13 protein-coding genes, 1 tRNA gene and 1 pseudogene are annotated in these 20,275 nt (G+C 59.0%); 5 read left to right on the forward strand and 10 right to left on the reverse strand.

Annotation, left to right across the window (positions count from 1 at the left end; genetic code table 11):
• Window positions 1-240: pseudogene (locus HMPREF2888_RS02215) on the forward strand (IS256 family transposase); the annotation flags it as partial.
• 162 nt (window positions 241-402) lie between these two features.
• Here HMPREF2888_RS02215 and HMPREF2888_RS02220 read toward each other — a convergent pair.
• Both HMPREF2888_RS02220 and HMPREF2888_RS02225 read right to left on the reverse strand, forming a co-directional pair.
• Window positions 403-479: transfer RNA gene (locus HMPREF2888_RS02220), tRNA-Met, on the reverse strand.
• Window positions 480-638: 159 nt separating this feature from the next.
• Entirely contained in the window at window positions 639-3,605 is a 2,967-nt protein-coding gene (locus HMPREF2888_RS02225; protein ID WP_070518138.1) for a UPF0182 family protein, read from the reverse strand.
• 121 nt (window positions 3,606-3,726) lie between these two features.
• Here HMPREF2888_RS02225 and HMPREF2888_RS02230 point away from each other — a divergent pair, with 121 nt between their 5' ends.
• Both HMPREF2888_RS02230 and HMPREF2888_RS02235 read left to right on the forward strand, forming a co-directional pair.
• Entirely contained in the window at window positions 3,727-4,278 is a 552-nt protein-coding gene (locus HMPREF2888_RS02230) for a PPA1309 family protein (protein WP_061921059.1), read from the forward strand.
• 90 nt (window positions 4,279-4,368) lie between these two features.
• Window positions 4,369-5,052 carry a beta-N-acetylglucosaminidase gene (locus HMPREF2888_RS02235; protein WP_235591011.1) on the forward strand — a complete coding sequence of 228 codons (684 nt, stop codon included), beginning with the start codon at window positions 4,369-4,371 and terminating at the stop codon, window positions 5,050-5,052.
• Here HMPREF2888_RS02235 and HMPREF2888_RS02240 read toward each other — a convergent pair.
• Window positions 5,049-6,113 carry a YlbL family protein gene (locus HMPREF2888_RS02240; protein WP_061921055.1) on the reverse strand — a complete coding sequence of 355 codons (1,065 nt, stop codon included), beginning with the start codon at window positions 6,111-6,113 and terminating at the stop codon, window positions 5,049-5,051. The genes HMPREF2888_RS02235 and HMPREF2888_RS02240 overlap by 4 nt on opposite strands.
• Window positions 6,114-6,206: 93 nt before the next feature.
• Here HMPREF2888_RS02240 and HMPREF2888_RS02245 point away from each other — a divergent pair, with 93 nt between their 5' ends.
• A complete protein-coding gene (locus tag HMPREF2888_RS02245) occupies window positions 6,207-7,583 on the forward strand; it encodes a zinc-dependent metalloprotease (RefSeq protein WP_061921053.1) in 1,377 nt (458 codons plus the stop codon).
• Between the two features lie 45 nt (window positions 7,584-7,628).
• Here the strand turns inward: HMPREF2888_RS02245 and HMPREF2888_RS02250 are convergent, their stop codons facing one another.
• Window positions 7,629-8,138, reverse strand: coding sequence for a M48 metallopeptidase family protein (locus HMPREF2888_RS02250; protein WP_061921051.1), 510 nt, complete (start codon window positions 8,136-8,138; stop codon window positions 7,629-7,631).
• A gap of 61 nt (window positions 8,139-8,199) precedes the next feature.
• On the opposite strand from HMPREF2888_RS02250, the gene HMPREF2888_RS02255 reads away from it, so the two are divergent.
• Entirely contained in the window at window positions 8,200-9,063 is an 864-nt protein-coding gene (locus HMPREF2888_RS02255) for a hypothetical protein (RefSeq protein ID WP_061921049.1), read from the forward strand.
• Window positions 9,064-9,138: 75 nt separating this feature from the next.
• Here HMPREF2888_RS02255 and HMPREF2888_RS02260 read toward each other — a convergent pair whose 3' ends face one another.
• The 6 genes from HMPREF2888_RS02260 to HMPREF2888_RS02285 all read right to left on the reverse strand — a co-directional run bounded on the left by HMPREF2888_RS02260 (window position 9,139) and on the right by HMPREF2888_RS02285 (window position 20,268).
• Complete coding sequence (locus HMPREF2888_RS02260; protein WP_061921047.1) at window positions 9,139-11,193, reverse strand: ATP-dependent DNA helicase UvrD2; 2,055 nt, start codon at window positions 11,191-11,193, stop codon at window positions 9,139-9,141.
• The gene (locus HMPREF2888_RS02265; RefSeq protein ID WP_061921045.1) at window positions 11,186-11,905 is read right to left on the reverse strand and encodes an NAD(+) diphosphatase; all 720 of its coding nucleotides are present in this window, start codon (window positions 11,903-11,905) and stop codon (window positions 11,186-11,188) included. Before HMPREF2888_RS02265 ends, HMPREF2888_RS02260 begins: the two co-directional genes overlap by 8 nt.
• A complete protein-coding gene (locus tag HMPREF2888_RS02270) occupies window positions 11,905-12,966 on the reverse strand; it encodes a potassium channel family protein (RefSeq protein ID WP_235591010.1) in 1,062 nt (353 codons plus the stop codon). The genes HMPREF2888_RS02265 and HMPREF2888_RS02270 overlap by 1 nt, the downstream gene beginning before the upstream one ends.
• 156 nt (window positions 12,967-13,122) lie before the next feature.
• Entirely contained in the window at window positions 13,123-16,332 is a 3,210-nt protein-coding gene (locus HMPREF2888_RS02275; protein ID WP_070432430.1) for an ATP-dependent helicase, read from the reverse strand.
• Window positions 16,316-19,492, reverse strand: coding sequence for an ATP-dependent DNA helicase (locus tag HMPREF2888_RS02280; RefSeq protein ID WP_246815023.1), 3,177 nt, complete (start codon window positions 19,490-19,492; stop codon window positions 16,316-16,318). The genes HMPREF2888_RS02275 and HMPREF2888_RS02280 overlap by 17 nt, the downstream gene beginning before the upstream one ends.
• Window positions 19,489-20,268 carry a hypothetical protein gene (locus tag HMPREF2888_RS02285; protein WP_070518140.1) on the reverse strand — a complete coding sequence of 260 codons (780 nt, stop codon included), beginning with the start codon at window positions 20,266-20,268 and terminating at the stop codon, window positions 19,489-19,491. Before HMPREF2888_RS02285 ends, HMPREF2888_RS02280 begins: the two co-directional genes overlap by 4 nt.
• Between the last annotated feature and the right edge of the window lie 7 nt (window positions 20,269-20,275).

The raw sequence follows: 20,275 nt of genomic DNA on the forward strand, positions 1-20,275 counted from the left end.
GAACGCCAACGAAAAATGCTCGAGTGGTACCTCCACACCAAAAAGCAACTGCCTGACGATCCGCTAAATATCGCCAGGCAGTGCAATTATGGCCAAGATCAACTCGCCAAAGTCAACTATCTTGCCGAAGAAGACCACAACAAAGCCGACCAAGAAACAGGCCGACCAGCCTTCTACGACAACGCTATCCCAACCGAGTACGAACACTCGATAGGAATCAGAAAAGACCCCATGAAGTAACTAACCGTGTACCCGCCCCGCAACACGCCGAACGGACACACATTCTGCTACTTAACCCACAAAAAGCCATCGCTAAAGTCCCGATTTGAGTCCCAGGACGTGCGCCTTAAGAGAAATAACTAAAGCCCCTACCAGTGTTTCTCCTGGTAGGGGCTTGGAAGTTGGTAGCGGGGGCAGGATTCGAACCTACGACCTCTGGGTTATGAGCCCAGCGAGCTACCGAGCTGCTCCACCCCGCGTCGAGATGTACTTCTAAACATCTACGCTTTAACGAGACTGATTATTTTCATAACCGCTCTCGTCGGCGACCTCTGTAACTATACAGACAGATAGCCACCCACCCAAATCCCCTGGGCAGGTGGCCATTCGCGTTTATCTAGGCAGTATTTTCTACTTGCCTACTTCGACTCGACCTTCTTGTAGGCCTCAACAGCCTGGTCGAGCTCGTCGAGAGCCTTGCCGTATTCCTCGAAGGAACCGTTGCGGGCTTTCTCTACGTTGTCGAGTGCTTTGTTGATGCCGTCAATGGCATCGGCCTCACTAGAGGCCGCCGGCGCCGAGGCAGGAGCCGAAACCTTGCCCTCATCCTTGGACTTGGAGTCCTCACCGGAGTCCTTCTTCGCGTCAGCTGCACTGCCGTCGCCGTCGATCTCAGTGATGTCCTGCGCGGACTTAGGATCGATGCCCACCTGGTCGAGGGCCTCACCGATAGTCGGGGCATAACCCACGCGACCCTTGTAGGAAACGAGAACGCGTAGCAGCTTCGGGAACGCGGATTCCTGGTCCTTACGCTGCGAGTAAATAGGCTCCATGTAAAGAATCTCGCCGCCGCCTACCGGCAGTGCCAACAGGTTGCCGTAGTTCAGGTCATTCGAGCCTTCCCACAGCGTGCGGTCACGAGCGACCTGGTCGGAAGACATCATGGCGTCCTGCGCCTGCTTCGGGCCCTGGGTCTGAGTATTCGTCGGCAGCACGCGAACGGTGATCTGACCGTAGTTCTCTGGGTCCGAGGACACCGCCATATGCGCGGAGAGGAACTGACGGTTCAAACCGCGATAAGAAGTAATCAGCTGGAAGCTTGGCTTCCCGGACTTCGGATCCGCCGCCATGACGTAGTAAGGAGGTTGGTTCAAACCACGTGCCTCGCCGGCGGTTGGGTCTTCTGGCACAGACCAGAAGGCATCGTTATTAAAGAACACGCCTGGGTCGGAAACGTGGTACTTCGCCAACAGATCGCGCTGCACCTTGAACATGTCTTCCGGGTAACGGAAGTGGCCGCGCAGCTCGTCAGAGATTTCCGCTTTCGGCTTGACGACGCCCGGGAATACGCCCTCCCAGGCCTTCAGAACTGGGTCCTGGTCATCAAACTCAAAGAGATCCACGGAGCCGTCATAAGCGTCGACAGTAGCCTTCACAGAGTTGCGGATATAACCCACCTGCTCGTTGATAAGCCGCTGGCTGGTGCCGTTCGGGTTCTGCGTATCCTGCGTGGAATCTGTCAGCGAGGTGCGCTGTGAATAAGGCAGGGACTCAAGCGTTGTATAACCATCCACAATCCACTTGATGCGGCCGTCAATGACGGCTGGGTAGGTGGCAGAATCGGTGGTCAGCCACGGCGCTACCTTTTCCACGCGCTTGCGCGGGTCGCGGTCGTAGAGAATCTTAGATTCGGAGCCCACGCGGTCAGACAGCAGCAGGTTCATCTCCTGGTACTTCAGCGCATACGCGGTGCGGTCCACAATATTGCCGATCTCAACGCCGCCCTTACCGTCATAGGTGTAAGTGGTGGAATCGGTATCGTACTCAACTGGCTTATCACCGGTCTCGCCCACTACGGCGTAGTCACGCCCATCGCGTGCGCCGGCAATGACCGGACCATAGTAGGTGCGCGGCTGGTCCACCTTGATTCCCAGGGACTTCTCGGCGTCCTTGGTCTCGCCTTCACCCTCATGCTGCTTGCCCTGCTGGGTTTGCAGATCGGAGACGGTAAAGATTGGGAATCCGCCGCGGGCAGAGCCGGCGTCGCGCGCAACCTCGTCGACCGTGTTTGCTTGGGCTGCAACGAAGCCGTTTCCGTGGGTATAAACCGTGTGGCGGTTGATCCAGTTCTGCTGGTTTTCCTGCAGCTCATTCGGATCCAGCTCACGTGCGGCGACCACGAAGTCGCGCAGTTCACCGTCCACGGTGTAACGGTCCATCGCCAAGGTCTCTGGGAAACCATAGAAGTTCTTCAGCTGCTGCATCTGGGTAAAGGTTGGCGCCAAGATATCCGGATCCAACAAGCGCAGGTTCGAAATCGTGGAGGAATCCGAAGCCACCTTAGAATCCGCTACTTCCTCTGCTCCCCAGTTCTCCTCATAGGTAACCTGCTCATCCGTGAGCCCGTAGGAATAGCGGGTGGATTCAATATTGCGGGCGATGTATTCCGCTTCCTTTGCCTGGCGGTTCGGGTTGACGGAAAAGCGCTCCATCAAAAGCGGCCAAGCCTGACCGATGATGACAGAGGAAAGCAACATCAGCACCACTGCAAGTGCAGGGATACGCAGATCCTTGATTACCACCGCAGCGAAAATCGCCACTGCTACGACGACGCCGACGACCATCAGAATGATCTTGGCCGGCAGGTAAGCATTGATGTCGGTGTAGGAGCCGCCGGTAAACAGCGAGTGTTGGTTGTACAGAAGCTGATAACGATCCAACCAGTAGCCTGCTACCTGCAGCAGCATCCATAGGCCACCGGTTACCGCAAGCTGCACGCGAGCCGGGCGAGAAATGGAGCCGCGCACACCGGAGGCACGGTTGCCGATGCGAATGCCGCCCAAAATGTAATGGCTAAACAGCGCCAGCAAGAAACACACCAGAAGCAGCATCGAAAACGCCGAAACGATGATGTTCCACACCGGTAGCTGGAAGGCATAGAATCCCAAGTCCTTGTGGAACTGCGGATCATCAACGCCGAAATCCTGGCCGTTTAAAAAGAGCATGAACTGGCGCCACGAAGCCTGCCCCATCAGGCCTGCCACCACACCGACTAGCAGCGGGATAACCTTTAGGAACACGCCCATGGTCTTTTCGATGGAACGACGGTACTGGTAAACCGGCGAATTCAGATCGTTAAAATCTAAGCTCTCGGGGCGGCCACGCCATGCAACGCGGCCCGCGGCATAAACCACGCCTGCCGATACCACTGCGAAGATGACAAAAAGCACGATTCGCGCTACCAAGGTGGTGGTAAAAACACCACGGTATTCAATTGCGCCGAACCACTTCCAATCTGTATAAAAGCCCACTAACAATGGGCCGATGAACAGTAAGGCGGCAATGATAGCGACCGTCCAGGACAAGCCCCTGGGAGGTCGCTTCATTGGGGCAGCGGGTCGGGAGATACCAGAGGCCAACGCCAGCTCCAATCAAAATCGTGCGAATATAAGCGGTATAGTCTTCCAGCTTAGGGAAGCAATACACAGTTAACGAATAAGGAGTCTCATGAGTTCCCCCGAGCTTTCTCAGCCAGCATTAAACAAAGCCATGCGTGAAGCAGTGGAATTTGTCCACGCTGAGGGCTGGGAGGCACCCCCTACCCTTTTCGCTCTGGTGCCGACTTCTTTGGTCGCGGACCAGCTGGCAGAGCTCAATGAGGAAGACGCTTCCCCGCTGACCCTTATCGTGCAGGACAATATCCCGGAAAACATCGAACCCGGCTCCGAGCAGCTAGCCGATTATGTCTCCCGCGTGGTCTGGCCACACGAGATCGCCGGCGTCATCTTGGCCCAAGAGATTAAATTCCGCGACACCTCTGCTGAGGCTGGCCAGAGCGCAGACTCTAGCCCGCGTCCTGCACGCCTTTTCTCCGGTGTGCTGCGTGAGGAAGGCGTCGAACTGACCCTGCTGCAGGTGCGCCCAACCGAGGAAGAACTGGAAGCAGCCGGCCCGTTTGCACAAGACGATATCCAGCTGCGCGGCGGCCCAGACGTGGCACCGGGTGTCATCGCCGCATTGCGCTACGGGCTCGAACAAGATCCCGATGAACTCGACTAAACTGAGGCACTAAGTGTCTTAGACCCAAATTTCTCTACACCTGAAGTCTCAATGCTTTCTTTTGAACTCACAGCTTTGAAGGAGTACCTCGTGCGAAATTCCTTGTCCGCCCGCACCGCCTGCGTAGCAGCTGGACTGTTTGCTGCAAGTTGCTCCCTCGCGGCATGTGGGGACGGCCAGGAGGCTAGCCAGCCCGCACCGGCTGCTCCTGTAGCTACCAGTCAGAAGGCTGAAACCCCGGCCCCGAAGACGTCGGCAAGCACCGCTACTACCACTTCTTCTGAGCAATCCTCGGCCGAGGCCACCACCTCCGAGGAAACAGAATCTGGCGCGAGCGAGCCGGCAAGCGAGTCCGCCTCCGCTTCTGCGACTGCTGCCAATGGCGAAAAGAAGGGCAACGGAAAGCTCTCCAAGCAGGTAGAAGAAGCCTACGAGACCTTCGAAACCCTTGTTCCGGTGGAGATCTTCCAGCAGTTCGACCGCTGTGATCCCAACGGTGTCGCAGATTCTTATAACTGCTCCGGCTCGGAAATCGGCCAGTTCCAGTTCTTCAAGAACAAGTCCAAGGCCGCCCAAACCACGCAGGTGCTCACCGAGCTGCGCAGCTCCCGCGTGGTCAAGGATGAAGGCGACCGCGTCGTCGGCTGGTCCATGCTGGGCAATACCGCCATCTTGACCGTGGTGGATAACAAGGACGGTCTCGTGATGCAGCAGATGATCTCAACCGACCAAGACGATCCCGAAGAGCGTCTTAAAGAGCTCGGTCTTATCTAATTGCAGGTCTGAACCTGCTTGCCGTGGGCGAAGTCATCCATCGCCTTAATGGCATCGTCCAGGGTCTCCACCTTGGCAACCACCATGTCGCCGGTGTCGCGGCTCGTGGCCTCCGCGCAGTTGTCTGCGGGTGCTAAGAAGAGCTCGGCGCCGGCTTCTTTCGATGCGGCGACCTTGTGCACGATTCCGCCGATGGGACCCACCGTGCCGTCTTCGCTGATAGTGCCGGTACCGGCAACGAACTTGCCGCCGTTGAGCTCGCCATCAGAAAGCTTGTCGATTACCGCGAGAGTAAACATCATGCCCGCGGACGGCCCGCCGATGTCCTGCAGGTTGTAATCGACCTGGATATCTTCCTTGGGCTTCGAGGTCATCGAAATGCCCATCAGCGCCACCGAATCATCGTGTGGATGCGCCGCCAGCGTAACCTTTTCTTGCAGCTTCTTGCCACCGCGCTCGATGCCGAGTTCGACCTCATCGCCGGGCTTCTTCGCGCGGACCATGTCCTGCACCTGCCCCGGCTGCGTTACCTTCTCACCATCAACGGAGGTAATAACGTCATCTGCACGCACGACCCCCGCGGCAGGTGCATCCTCTAGAACCTGCGCGACCACGATCTTCACTGGCACGTCGAGATAATTCATCGCGGCGACCGTCGCAGCCGACTCCGACTGTGTGAAGGCCTGCTCGTTCGACTCGTTTACCTCTTCATCCGTCTGCCCCTGCGGGATGACGGTATCGATTGGTACCAGAGTGTCATCAGTCATGATCCAGCGACCCAAGGCCTGCGTCAGCGTCATGTTGGTGCGCACAGACACGGTGGTCATATTGAGCTGACCGGAAGTCTCATAGGTCTTTGGCGCTTTCACGTCCACGACCTCAGTGCCATCAACCTCGCTGAGCGTATCCACGGTTGGGCCAGGCCCCTCGGCCGCATAAGGCACGGTTAAAGCAATATCCGTGCCAGGGATGCGATCGATGCTCAAGGCACCACCCAGCACGATGACCGGGATAGCGCCCCAAACGAGCGTGCGGAGGCGTCGATTTTCTGGTGAATTCACGAGGAATTAGCCTACAACGTTTTCATCCTTGTTCGCTGACAGCGTTGCGCGAGCGATGGAAACAGCCCACCGCCAGCCGGTACATTGGAGCGCATGAGCAACGGATTCGGTTTTTCTTTTCCCAACAATGATGACGGTGACGACGATAACTCGCGCCGCGACCAGAACCCGTTTGGCGCCTTCGGCTTCGGTGGCAGCGCCGCGGGCGGTGGTCTAGGAGACCTTCTTAATCAGTTCGGCCAGATGCTTTCTGGCATGGGCTCCTCAATGAACTCTCCTGAGGGCTCCGGCCCGGTCAACTATGAGATGGCCCAGCGCATCGCGCAGCAACAGATTTCCAACGACAAGGAAATCAGTAGTGCCGATAGTAATGCGGTAGCAGAAGCCGTACGCCTAGCGGAGCTTTGGCTTGACGACGCCACCGAATTGCCCACCGCTTCCGGCAGCGTCAAGGCGTGGAACTCCAGCGAGTGGCTCGAAGCAACGATGCCAATGTGGAAGCGCTTGGTTACCCCAGTTGCCGAGCACATGAACAATGCACAGCTGGAGTCAATGCCGGAAGAAGCCCGCGAGATGATGGGCCCGATGGCAAACATGATGAATCAGATGTCCGGCATGAACTTTGGCATGCAGTTGGGCCGCGCACTTGGTGACCTTGCCACCCAGGCGCTTACCGGCTCCGACTTCGGCATTCCGGTCTCCCCTGCCGGTAGCACCGCGCTTTTGCCACACAACATCCAAAAGATCGCGCGCGATCTCAATGTGCCGGGCCAAGAAATTCTGGTCTATATTGGCGCCCGCGAGGCCGCCCGCCAGCGCCTGTTCAAGCACGTTCCGTGGCTGGTTGAGCGCCTAGTTTCCTCCGTCGAGGAGTACGCAATTGGCCTTGTCATCGACACTTCCCACATCGAGGAAGCAACCCGCGAGCTCAACCTTGAATCTGGTGACCCACAAGCCATCCAGGATGCGATGAGCAAGCTGCAGGGCATGGACCTGACCCCGCGCATTACCTCCCGCAATGCCGGTGCTGTCTCCCGCCTGGAAACCTTGCTCGCGCTCGTTGAGGGCTGGGTTGATCAGGTAGTAAACGATGCACTGGGAGATCGCATCCCGTCCACCTCCACCATGAACGAGGCGTGGGCGCATCGCCGTGCCACCGGCGGATCCGCAGAAAAGGCCATTTCCAAGGTCGTCGGCATCGAGTTGTCTGCGCCGAAGGTCGACGCCGCTGCCGAGCTGTGGCGTCGCGCGACAGTCGCCGTGGGCGTTGCCAAGCGCGACAAGGCTTGGGACCACCCAGACTTCCTGCCTACGGCAGAGCAACTCGATAACCCGGCCGCCTTCATCGACAGCTTGCTCGACGATGCCACCGATTCCGGTTTCGAGGAAGAATTCGCAAAGCTTGAAGAAATGCTGCGCGAGCAGGATGAAAACGGCGATTCCAATAACTCCGGTGAAGACGAGGAATAACGCCTAGGGCCACTGCCTATCTCCCCCGTTGCCATTAGAGGCCTATCAGCCAAAGCGCTGGTAGGCCTCTAAGTATCCCTTGGCCCGCTCCGCTTTCGGCGCGCGGTCAGCCCACTGCCAAAATTCCGGCCCGTGCCCGGGGATGAAGGTATGAGTCAGCTCATGGATGACGACAGAATCGAGGACATACTCCGGCACGTCCTTGAGGCGATCGGTGATGCGAATATCGCCGGTAGAGGTAGTGCAGCTTCCCCACCGTGTGTTTTGATTGCTCACCCAACGAATTGAGCCGATCTTCGCTCGCCCGTCGAGGAAGTTTTTGTTGAGCTCGACGGCGCGCTCGTGCAGATCAGCATCAGAGCGCCGGGTCGAGGTGTGCTTGCGCGCTACCTTCGCCTGCATGTCGGCCACGGCTTTGGCTTCCTCTTTCGCCGACATCCAGGAAGGAATCCGGACTTCTAAGACGCCGTCGACAAGCCGTGCTTGCACCGTCCGCTTGCGCTTTGCAGAACGGATAACGCGCACGGCGACACCTGAGTTCTCATTACTCGACATGACAGGTCATTGTACTTGTGCTGGAATGGGAGCAACGAGCGTGGCTTTTAGGGGGAAAAGCATGCCAGTTGCATCGCAAGAGCAGTCAACGACTGCCTACATGTTGGCGCCGGGGGTAAGCATTCTGGAGCGCGAGCCCGGCGTCATTCAGTTCGGCATGGACGCCACTCGCGTGGGGGTGGTCGAGGTGGAAAGCGAAATTATCGCTTCCCTGTCTCGCCTCCACCAGCCCATTACGCGCGATAGCATTCAGCGGCTACTCACCCGCGCCGGCATGGAGGAAACCGCTGCGAGCTCGCTGATTGAGGATCTCATTTGTTACAACATTTTGTGGCCGGAGCCTGCACGAAGCTGCGTGGTTGTGCTGGGCAAAAGCCCGCTTGCCGAGGCCATACGGACAGCCGCCAGCCAGGATGGATTCGTGCTGCGTAAACAGCTAGAACAAGAAAATACCTACTCTTATATCAAGGCTGTCAGCCCGCATTTTCCGGTGGTAGCGGTGGATTTCCTTGATAAGCCGGTGGAACTGGCTGAAGCACTGCGTAAGTGCAAGGGCGACTTTCTACCTGTGTCGATGTTTGATGCCCGTGGTGTAATTGGCCCCCTGCGAACCGCCGGCCGCGGGCCGTGTCCCATGTGCTCGCATCTGCACCGAATCGACGGCGATGAGCAGTGGCACAACGTCGTCGCCCAATTGGATGCGGCAGATGCCAAGGCCGACGAGGTCATTATCAAAGCGATTGCCATGCAAACCATGATCTTTTTAAGACGGCTTGCAGGCCGCCCCAGCCCACCTGGTGCAAAAAGTAGCCGCGTCATGCAAGGCGAGTTACTGGAGGTAGACCCTTACGGCCACAACCAATACCGCCTAGTCCTCGAGCATCCGAAGTGCCCCTACTGTTTTGAAAGGTCCCAGCGGCGCTAAGCGCTAGCATCGTGGCGCTTCCCTGCGGCATCTGGCTAAAAATGCAGGTCTGAGTTTGCTGCCCTGAATACTTGCTCAGCTGCGCAGCGTGGAGATGATCTGCAGAACTTCCGCACCATAGCGCTCAAGCTTGGAGGGGCCGACGCCGGAGATTTCGAGCAGCTCGCCTTCGTCAGCCGGGAGAGCCTCAGAGATTGCTTGCAGAGTGGCATCGGAGAAGATGACGTAGGCCGGAACTTTGGCATCGCGGGCGGTGTTCGCACGCCAAGCGCGCAAAGCGGAGAACACTTCTTCGTCGCCCTCGTAATCGCAGTACTCGTGGCGTCCCAAGACCTTTTCAGCCGGGCTGCTCAACGGCGCTGCACATACCCGGCACTTGCGCTCGCGATAGCGCCTACCGCTACCAGCGCTTTCTTCGATTCCCGGCACCAAGCCGTCAAGGAAGCGGGTGCGTTCACGGGAGGCCCGAGAACCAGTGGTTTTTGCCAAAGCCCAAGACAAAGCGAGGTGCTCGCGGGCGCGGGTGATTCCGACGTAGAACAGGCGGCGTTCTTCTTCCACCTGCTCGTCACCTGCCTTGATGGCGTAGTTGATAGGTAGCAGCTTCTCCGTCAGGCCCACCAAGAACACGGCGTCCCACTCCAAGCCCTTGGCCGCGTGGATGGTCGCCAGCGTGACGCCTTCCATCGTGGGGTTCTGCTTATTTTCAGAACGGCGATGCAGCTCTCCCAGCACTCCGCTCAAATCAATGCCTTCATGGTCTTGGACAATTTGCTCGATGAGATCCACGAGAGCATTCAGCGACTGCCAACGCTCACGTGCCTTGGCACCCTGCGGCTCGCTAGGCGTAAGCCCCAGTTCAACGAAAGCAGCGCGAGCGATGGCGACGGGATCCGCCGGCAAGTCTTCACGGCGGGTAGCCGCAATGAGCACGCGGATTGCCTCCAGGATTTCCGGGCGGCGGAAGAAGCCCTCGCCACCGCGGACTTGGTAGACGATGCCGGCGTCGGCAAGCGCCTGCTCAAACTGCTCGGACTGGGCGTTGATGCGGTAGAGCACCGCGATCTCAGAGGCTTTAACGCCCTTGTTGAGCAGAGTCAGGATTTGGCCCGCGACTTCCTTTGCCTCGATCTCTTCGGATTCAAAAGCTTTGAACGTCGGCTCTGGGCCGGGCTCGCGCATACCCTGCAGCTCCAAGCGTGTACCGGCAGCGCGGCCAGATGCCTTCGCGATGACGCGGTTGGCCAAGTCCGTTACCTGCGGGGTGGAACGGTAGTCACGCTGCAGCTTCACGATTGTGGCGTTGGGGTAGGTGCGCGAAAAGTTCAGCAGATAGTCCGGCGAGGCACCGTTGAAGGAGTAAATCGTCTGGTTAGCATCGCCGACCACAGTGAGGTCATCGCGCTCCCCCAGCCACGCATCTAGAACCCGCTGCTGCAGCGGGGTAACGTCCTGGTACTCATCCACCACGAAGGTGCGGTACTGCTCACGGAAGACCTCTGCCACGGAAGGGACATTCTCAATGGCGCCAGCGATGTGCATGAGCAGGTCATCAAAGTCCAAGAACATGCGGTCCGGAGTGGACTTGAGCTGCTCATAGCGGCGGAATACCTCCGCGACCTTGGCAGGTTCAGCAGGCGCTTCGCGGTCTGTCGTGGCGATTACCTCCGGATAGGAATCTGGCCCAACCAGCGAGGACTTAGCCCACTCGATCTCGCTGAGATAATCCCTGATGGAGTCCTTCGAATTATCGAGATTCAGCGAGCGCACCGCACGGGCAACGAGGGAGAACTTGTTATCGACGAGCTCCCACGGCAAATCACCTGCCACCTGCGGCCAAAAATAGCGCAGCTGACGCCGCGCCGCCGCGTGGAAAGTCAGCGCCTGGACACCGCCGACTCCCATGTGGTTGAGGCGGTCACGCATCTCGCCCGCAGCACGGGTAGTAAAGGTAACCGCCAGGATGCGCTGCGGGCTAGCGAAACCTTGGTCCACCATGTTGGCGATGCGATAAGTAACCGTACGGGTCTTACCGGTGCCCGCGCCCGCCAGGATGCACACCGGCCCACGCGGGGCGGTGGCTGCTGCAAGCTGGTCCTCGTCCAATAGGGACAAATCCGGCCTATTCACCGTGGTACCACTCCATAATCATCGTGTGTGCAATCGAGCCCTTGCGGGCAATGTTTAAATCCGGCAGCTCAGCGCGTGAAACCCAGCGGATTTCTTCGAGCTCGCCATCAGTATCGCAAACAGCCTGGACATCATCCGTGACCGCACTAAAGCCCATCATCAACGAGCCACTAGGCGGCCAAGGCTGCGAGCCCCAATAGCGCACTTCGTGCACGCGCCTGCCGGTCTCCTCCAACGCTTCCCGCGCGAAAGCTTCTTCCAGGCTCTCCCCCGGTTCGACGTAGCCCGCGATGAGCGAGAAAAAGCTATTGCGCACGCGGTTGCGAGCCAGAAGGATCTTATCCGTGCCTGCCAAGTAGATAATGCCGATGACTGCGGGGTTGATCCGCGGAAAGACCATGCGGCGTGGGTCTTGGAGCGAGCGCCCGACGACGCCCGGTTCTGGGAAGTACAGTTCATCACCCGTACGCGCATCAAAACGCGTCTCCCGGCGATTGCGAACTAAATGGATGGCCTTGAGGATGTCAGGGTTTTCTGCGAAGAAGGCAGCGTCACGGAGCGTTCCCAGCTTCGTAGCGGATTGATCGGGGATAGAAAACGCCTGAACGGCCCCTACCTCAACGAGGATGGGGCCGCTGGGCTCCGCGACCAAGACCGGCGCACCCGTGTCATCGACCGGCACTCGGTTGCTCTCGGTGACAGGAAGAAACACTAGTCTTCTTCGTCCTCTTCTTCAGTTGCCTGCTCCATCTCGTGCTTGATGTAAAGGAGGCGATCACCGGGCTTGAGGGAGTAAGCATCCGCGGTATCCACGCGGTGCAGTTCGTTGTTACGCAGCACTGCCAGCACGATGTCTGCGAGGTGACGTGGGTTGGAGCCCACCTCGAACTCGCGGACCGCACGTTCGGAGACGGAAAAGCCCTCGTTTGGGGAGAGGAGATCCTCCATCATTTCCACGACCGTCGGCGTTACGGTGGCAAGGCCCAGCAGGCGTCCGGCAGTCTCCGCGGAGGTAACCACGGAATCGGCACCCGATTGGCGCAGCAGGTGGCGGTTCTCAGACTCACGCACCGAAGCGACAATCTTTGCCTTCGGGTTCAGCTCGCGCACCGAGAGAGTACACAGAACGGCGGTATCGTCCGTGGACGGAGTCACGACAACAGACGCCGCATTCTCGACGCCCGCGATGCGCAGGACATCTTGCTTAGTGCCGGAACCGAAGATGGTGACCAGGCCGTGGTGTTCAGCGTTCGCGAGCGAGGCACGGTTGGTGTCGATGACCACGATCTGGGAGGCCGGGACGTCGTCAGCCAGCAAAGCAGCGACGGCGCCCGCGCCCTTGGTGCCGTAACCAATAACAACAGTGTGGTTGCGCAATTGCTTTCTCCAATTCTGGATTTCGAATGTACGACGTGCTTTATCTGTCAGCACTGACAGCGTCGCGCCGACCAACAAAACAAGGAAGATCAGGCGGGCTGGCGTAACTATAAGCAGGTTGACGAAGCGGGCTTGCGGGGTCACCGGGACGATATCGCCGTAGCCCACTGTGGTGAGAGAGACTGCGGCGTAGTACGCAGCATCGAGAAACGACAGGTTCTCGCTGTAGCCATCACCATCGAAGTAAACAACGACGGTGACGAAGACAAGCAGCGCGAATGCCCACAGGACGCGGCTGCCCAGCTGCTTCCACGGGCTGTCATTGTCAGCACGCGGGACCGTGATCACATCAATGAGCGCGTGATCAGGCTGCGACGTCAGCTCAATCTGCGGCATGAAGCGCGCCTTAAAGCGACGGCTTATGCGTTGCGCACGTTGTTTCGGCACTGGACTTTGGTCTTCCTCTAACTTTGATTTTTGTGGCTTTAGCGGCACGCGTTAACGCGAGCATAGCCATAATGGGACCCGCGTTTTACGAACCGGCTAAATACCTTAACCCGCAGAGGCAGAAACTGACGATTCAAGAAGCTCCACCAGCCGCTTTCCGGTGGGCAAATCCCGCGGTTCAAAGAGATAGCCGTCATGGACATAGAAGAATGCCGCGCGTACGTCTTCGGTGCTATGCACGCGCCGCCATGCCTCAGCATAGACCGCAAGCTGGATCTCTGCCGCGCGCATATCCGCGCCTTTAGGCGGGCGGCCAGTTTTCCAGTCCACGATAAACCAGGTGCCGTCTGCTTCGCGGAAGACTGCGTCCATGCGTCCGCGTACTACCGAATCACCGATGGTGATTTCAAAAGGCGCCTCAACGTATTCCGGGGTGCGCTGCGCCCATTCGGAGAAAAGGAATGCCTCCTTCAATGCTTCCAAGTCCTGCTCAGGCTGTTCATCGGAGCCGGGCAGTTCATCCTCCGACAACAGAGCCGGCGAACCAAACCTATCTTCCAGCCAAGCGTGGAAAGCGGTACCGCGTTTGGCGTATGCATTCGGCTTAAAAGGAATGGGACGTCGTTGGCGCCGCGCGAACTGAATGGGGTCTGAACTGAGCGAGACCATGTCGGAAGCTGTCAGCTCGGTTGGAAGCTCTACGTCCACGACGGGTGCTTGCAATGCCGCGTATTCCTCGATCAAAGCACCGGCTTCTTGTTCCCAAAGCTCAAAGGTTTCTCCTGCGCGCAACTCCGGAAGTTTGTCCATGGCCTCCAGCACAGTCTCCGCTGCCTTCACAGCATGCGAGCTAGCTTCCAGCGCTGGGAAAGTGCCCTCGAGCATTACCTCGTGCGCGGCAGCCTCCTCGGGGCTAGCAGGCACGTCCCAATGCTGAACCAAGTCAGGATGCTTTGCACGCAGCAGTTCTAGGTATTCGTAGGGCCCCTTCTTCGACTTATTTTGGACCTTGTTGGTTCCAGAACCCGTAATCGTCAGCGTGGACTCGGTGCGGGTCATCGCAACGTAGAACAGGCGCGCGCTTTCCTCGCGCTGGTTCTGGCGCACGTTTTCCTTATAGGCCTCGCATGCCTTGCCGAATTCCGAACGCTTTGTGGCATCAGGGTCCAGCTCGATGACGTCTTCGTCACCGGGGACCTTCTCCACGAAGGTGAGGAAGGTTTCGGCTTGGCCCTTGTAGCTCGTGGAGTCAGCGTGGAGCACACAGACGTGCTTCCACTCCAGGCCTTTGGATTTGTGCACGGTCATGATTTGCACGCGCCCGGCTACAGCGGGAGCTTCGCCGGGAGTAAGGCCGTCTTCGCGTTCGCGTGCCATCGAGAGATAGTCCAGCAATGCGGAAAGGGAATCGCCGTGGAAATCAGCGACGACGTCGGCAAAAGCGTCCAGGTGCGTGGTGCCGCCCAACGTGCCGCTGGCTAGGACCTCGGTGCGGATATTAAAGAGTGCTTCGATGTCGGCGAAGAGATCCGATAAAGACTTAGACAGCGAGTAGGTACGCAGATGGCGCAGTTTCGAAGAAAGCTCCTCCATGCGCACCAGCCCCGGCGCGCTATAGCGTTCGCGCTCGCCAAGGTCTGCCAAAGCATCGGCCAGGCCCAAAGTTTGTCCGGTGCCTTCTTCAGTCAGCTCCGCTAGTTGGGCGGCGAGATGCTCGACTGGGTCGCCGCCCTCCCAACGCAACCGTCCTGATGCCGCTGCATCGCCGCCGGCAAGGTTGCGTTGACGTGCCAATAGCTGCTGCAGATCCTTTACGCCTAGCCCGCACATGGGCCCGGTGAGCACGCGCAGTGCGGCGTTGGTGTCCTGCGGACGGACGAGGATGGTGGCAACGGCAATGAGATCTTGAATCTCCGGCTGCCAGAGCAAGCCGCCTAGGCCGACGATTTCATTCGGCACGCCTGCGTCATCTAGGGCTTGTGCGATAAGGGGCGATTGCTTATTCGTTCGCACAAGCACCGCCGCGCTGAAATCGTTTGGGTCCTCGTATCGCTCATAAAGGCTCTTGAGATGCTGGGCGATGTGTTCATGCTCCTCGCGCTCAGAGGCAAAATACCCCAGCTCGATATCGCCTTCCGGCGCGCCATCGCGCGGCTGCAGCTCATCAACAGGCCGTGGGCCAGCGGACTCGGAAAAGAGCTTGGCCGCGACGTCGTTTGCCAGTTCCAAAGCACGCTGTGGGTTGCGCCAGGATGTGGTCAGCTGGTCCTTCGGCGCGGGTGAGCCATCTTCCTGAGGGAAATCCTCTACGAAGGCAGCAAGATTTTCTGCCGTGGCGCCACGCCAACCGTAGATAGATTGCATTGGATCGCCCACGGCCGTTACGGATACGCCTGGGCGCACGCCGCCGAACAGGGAACGAAGAAGCACGCGCTGTGCATGGGAGGTGTCCTGGTACTCATCGAGCATCACCACGTTGAAACGCTGGCTTTGCTGCTCGCCTACTGCGGGATGGCTCTGGGCCAGCTTGGCGGCGATTGCCATTTGCTCGCCAAAGGTGATGACGCCACGGGCCGCTTGTTCTTCCTTCAGGGCCTCAACGAGTGGAAGATACTCCACACGCAGCTGCTGGCGGTCTAGGTACCGTTGCACATCCTTGTTGAATTCCGGGCCGTTTTTACGGGTCTTTTCTAGGTCATAAGCGGTGGCAGTGAAGATCCGGGCATGCTCCCGGATATCGGCCGGATCCATCAACGCGTTATCGATGGATTGTGCAAGCTTGAGCAGGGTCTCAGTAACCGTGGCCACCGACTGGGACGCAGATAATTTGCCGCCGTAATTGAGCACGACATCGTGCGCGATAGCGAAGCGCTCTGCATCTGTAATAATCCGCGCGCTTGGCTCAACCGGCACGAGCAGGCCATATTCCCGTACCAAATCACCCGCGTAGGAGTCATACGTGGCGACCTTCGGCGCAATGTTTTCCAGCGCTTCCGCCGCTGCAGAATCCGGCGCGACGATGCGGGAATCTCGCAACTTCATCAATTGCTTACGGATGCGCTGCTCAAGCTGCTGAGCTGCCTTGCGGGTAAAGGTTAGACCCAAGACGTTTTCTGGGCGCACCATGCCATTGGCCACGAGGTAGACCACACGCGAGGCCATGGTTTCCGTCTTGCCAGCGCCCGCGCCGGCGACGACCAGCTTCGGACCGAGCGGGCCCTCGATGACCTTGCTCTGTTCGTCCGTCGGCGGGAAAGGCTTATCCAAAGCAGCAGCAAGTTGCTGGGGGCTTAATAGTTTAGTCTGCGAGCTCATCAGAGACCTGCTTTCCTTCTGCTTGGATGGGACAAATGGACCGGATTGCGCAGCGCCCACAGGACTCATTTTCCCGGGCGGTCAAGTGCTGACTGGAAAGTTCAGCTACCAGCGCGGGCAGCTTCCCCGCGAATTCTTCTAGTTCTTCCGGCAGCACAGCAGCTTGGTCACGGCTGGTAATGGACTTTTGATCAGTCCCTGGATAAATCAGCACGCCACCCCCCCGAGCCATACCCTCACCCGTGCGGATTACAGGACCGTGTGCCTTGTCTTCGTTAGCGTCGCACAGCTGACCATGTGCCAAGGCCAGCTGATAGGTCTTTAGCTGCGCATTGTCTTTGGCTTCCTCACGAGACGGCGCGCTGCTGCCCGTCTTGAGGTCAACCACCATGTAGTCTTCGCCTGCTTTAACCAGGCGGTCCATATAACCGGCCACCTTAATTCCCGGCATGACCTCCACGGAGACCGGAACCTCCACGCCAACCAGCTCAAAGGTAGAAGCAGTGTCCAGGGCCCACTGATGCGTGCGCTCAAGCAGGCGCTCAAAGTCCGCGAGCTCGGAGTCTCGCTTCCAGCTGGGCGCATTAAGAATTAAGCCAAAAGCATCCTTGACCATCTTCTTGCCAAGTTCTGGATCCACGCCGCGGCCCAGCGCCTCAAGGTATGCATGCGCCATGGTGCCGCGCAGCAACGCCAGCGGCGTCTCTTCTTCCTCGCTCAAGTTTCCAAGTACTGCATTGAGTGGACAACGCAACAGCGCCTCCACGCGGGATGGCGAGACACGGCCAGTGGGCGTGCCAGAGTCTTCCGTATCTTCCGCTACCGCCACCGAGCGTGCAGCCCACCATTGCTCAGGATGGGCTCCGGGCACTCCGGCCTTGGCAAGCCGTGCGAGCTGACGTGCCGCCTGACTGCGCTCGGACTCCCCGCTTTCAGGATCCATGACCACACGGCGCAATTGAGCCACGAAAGAAGGCACCGAAAGCACCGCTACCTCGAGCGGGTCAATTTCTCGCTCTCCGCGCACTGATACCGGTTCGGGTTCGGCCACTTGCAGACCCAACTCTTGCGGCAAACGCGCCGCGCGCAGGCGCTTATTTGCTTCTCGGCGTTCGACTGCACCGGGCACGTCCACGCTGCCCTGCCGCGCAAACTCACTAATAAAGCGCGACGGCTCTTCGGGCACGTCAGCATCGGGCGCATCAACCGCGACAAGCAACAAACGCGCACGGTGGCGGGTCGTGGCTACGTGGAACAAGCGGCGTTCCTCCCTCAAGCGGCTTGCCACATGGCTTACCGGCGTGCCCGGGGTAATCGACCGATCCAGCAGATCAATTAGCGCTTCCTGCTCAAAGATCGATCCCGTCTCACCGAGGGAAGGCCAAGCACCTTCCTGAGCGCCAGCGATGACCACGGTGTCCCATTCCCGGCCCACCGCACCGTGCGCAGTAATCACCTCTACCGCCTGCGGGACAGCACTGCGGCGGTCACGCACGCCGGTGGGCAATTCTTGTTCTTCGATGTGCCGCAGGAAGGAATCGAGTGAAGCTCCGGGACGGCGCTCAGAGTAGTCACCCGCAGCATCAAAAAGCGCCATCATGGCATCCAGGTCGCGGTCTGCCTGCGAGCCGGTTGCACCACCGCGCAACGCAGCCGCCTGCAAACGAGCATCGAGCCCAGTGGCGTTCCAGACCTCCCACAGGATTTCCTCGATAGAGGCTTGCGCACCAATGGCAGCGCGGCCTGCCTGCACAATCGCGCGGATGCGCTCCAAGATGGTTTGTTCGCGCTCGGTCAAAAGCCCCGCGAAATCCGGCAACTGCCCTTCCAAAAGCCCACGCAGCGAATCAATGCCGCGCGCTTGTGGCGCCCACCGCCGCAGGCCACGAATCAGGCGGCGCAAGGTTACGGGATCCGCTCCGCCCACAGGCCCGGTGACTAGGTCTTCGAGTTCCGCATTGTTGAGTTCATGCTCGAGCGCCCGTAATGCCAAAAGTACCGACTTGACCAGCCTTTGCTCGGCCAAGATTACGTCCGTGGGATTGATATGAACCGGCACGCCAGCGGCTAGCAGCGTGCGGCGAATCTGGCCGATATCTCCGCTAGAGCGGACGATGACGGCGATATCGCGCCAGTCGACGCCGTCTTCCAAGTGCCGGCGGCGCACTGCATCGGCCACCACATCACGCAAGGTCGAGCGCGAGTCCACGATGCTGATGCAGGCAGGCGCTGGACGACGCCGCGGTTCATCCAACACCAGCTCATGCTCTGCGGGAAAAGAAGTCAAGAACTCCGAATTGGCACCGCGGAAAGCAAAGACCGCTTGGTCAGGGTCACCTGCTATTACGGTCAGTTCCGCCCCACGCGAGAGCTTTTCCACAAGCAATCCGGAGGTTGGATCAAGCAGCTGGGCATCGTCGACGATGATGGTGTGCCACGGGTGGTTTTCGGTAGCGCTAGAGCGCAGCAGTACCTCGTTGACTAACTCCGCCGCCGAATAAGAGTGCAGGCCGGCTAGCTGTTGGGTGCGCTCATATTCCAGCAGGAATTCACCCGCCGCAGTCCACATCGGCCGGTCATACTTCTTACCCAACTCCATGAGCTCATCAGGACCTTGGCCGCGCTCGATAGCGCGCAACAGAAGGTCGCGCAATTGGCGCGCGAAACCCACGAAGGTCAGTGCCGGCCGTACCTCCGCCGGCCAGCTGCCGCGATGTTCTTCGGCTTGGCCCTCGAGTAGTTCACGGATGACGGCGTCTTGCTCCGCGCCGGTGATAAGGCGGATCTCTTCGTCCGCTGCATTACGCAACAGCGCAAAGGCCAGCGAGTGCACGGAGCGCACCATGGAGGCCTGCGCCGCGTAATCCTCAAGGTGTTCTGCCAGTTCACGGCGCAGGATGGCGCCAGATTCCTTGGAGGTGGAAACAACCAGAATGCCCGAAGGATCGGCGCCGCTGCGCAGCTTTTCCAAAACCACGTCAATCAGCAGGCTGGAAACGCCTGCACCAGCCGAGCCTAGAACGCGCCAGGTACCTTTTTGCGGCAGTGGAAAATCCCAAGTGCGCGTGCTGTAATTGGCATGGCGCGGCACGAGGCGCACTTGAGGGGAAGGCGGCAGAACGACGCCTACACGGGCAGTAGAACGGGGATCGTAACTCACCCGTTTAGTATTTCAGATGCTCTGGACACCAGCAGAGCTTCGACCCTTTCAATATTCGAACGCGTGGTTGACTTCGAAGCGGGATGCAAGTTATTGACGTAGCGGCGATAAGCTGAGGCGCGCAACAACAACTGCGGCATACCTGGCACGTGTCCAAAGCGCGAACAAATGCCATCATCCACAGACTCGGCTACTAGGCCGTCGACAATAACGAGTGCCGCGCTCCAGCCCAGTGGGCGTGGGGCTGCGGAAGGCACGACGTCGACAAGCGCCGGCGGATTCGCCCCAGAGTAAACGGTCGTGCCCAGCACGTCCACGTGCGCGATGCCCACGGGGAGGCTATCAGTTAGCTCCGCCGAATAGGCCTCCCCTGTCTCCGCCCAAGCGGCGCGCTCGGCGCGAGCGAAAACGTCGTCACGCTGGCCAACATTCGGCATAGGAAATGTAGAAAGCGCCGCGTCCAAGCGCAAGGCCATCTGTGCGGTTTCATCGATGCGCCCACGCAGCTGCCCTGGAACATACTGATTGGCCTTCCAACCCGCAGCTGTAAAACGGGCATCCGTGCTAAGGACCGGCCGCACCACGCGCGCGCCTTCTACGGCGAGCTTCTCACGGACCTTGGCGGACCATCCGGAAAGCTCGTTGGCGCGGGCGAAGACAACGTCACCTACCTTGATGCCGTGATCCCACTCCGGTCCCAGAACCTCACTTTGGACTTGGCGGAGATTGGCGCCAGAGTGAAAGGCATTCAGCACATGCTCTGGAGGAAGCAACATATAGTTC

It is taken from the genome of Corynebacterium sp. HMSC077D03 (assembly GCF_001808545.1).
In the GTDB taxonomy this organism is placed as follows: domain Bacteria; phylum Actinomycetota; class Actinomycetes; order Mycobacteriales; family Mycobacteriaceae; genus Corynebacterium; species Corynebacterium simulans.

Bases quoted from the DNA above. Each gene is read 5' to 3' on its own strand.
- HMPREF2888_RS02225 (WP_070518138.1), bottom strand. From the start codon at position 3,605: ATGAAGCGACCTCCCAGGGGCTTGTCCTGGACGGTCGCTATCATTGCC.
- HMPREF2888_RS02230 (WP_061921059.1), top strand. From the start codon at position 3,727: ATGAGTTCCCCCGAGCTTTCTCAGCCAGCATTAAACAAAGCCATGCGT.
- HMPREF2888_RS02245 (WP_061921053.1), top strand. From the start codon at position 6,207: ATGAGCAACGGATTCGGTTTTTCTTTTCCCAACAATGATGACGGTGAC.
- HMPREF2888_RS02250 (WP_061921051.1), bottom strand. From the start codon at position 8,138: ATGTCGAGTAATGAGAACTCAGGTGTCGCCGTGCGCGTTATCCGTTCT.
- HMPREF2888_RS02255 (WP_061921049.1), top strand. From the start codon at position 8,200: ATGCCAGTTGCATCGCAAGAGCAGTCAACGACTGCCTACATGTTGGCG.
- HMPREF2888_RS02270 (WP_235591010.1), bottom strand. From the start codon at position 12,966: ATGCCGCAGATTGAGCTGACGTCGCAGCCTGATCACGCGCTCATTGAT.
- HMPREF2888_RS02275 (WP_070432430.1), bottom strand. From the start codon at position 16,332: ATGAGCTCGCAGACTAAACTATTAAGCCCCCAGCAACTTGCTGCTGCT.
- HMPREF2888_RS02285 (WP_070518140.1), bottom strand. From the start codon at position 20,268: ATGTTGCTTCCTCCAGAGCATGTGCTGAATGCCTTTCACTCTGGCGCC.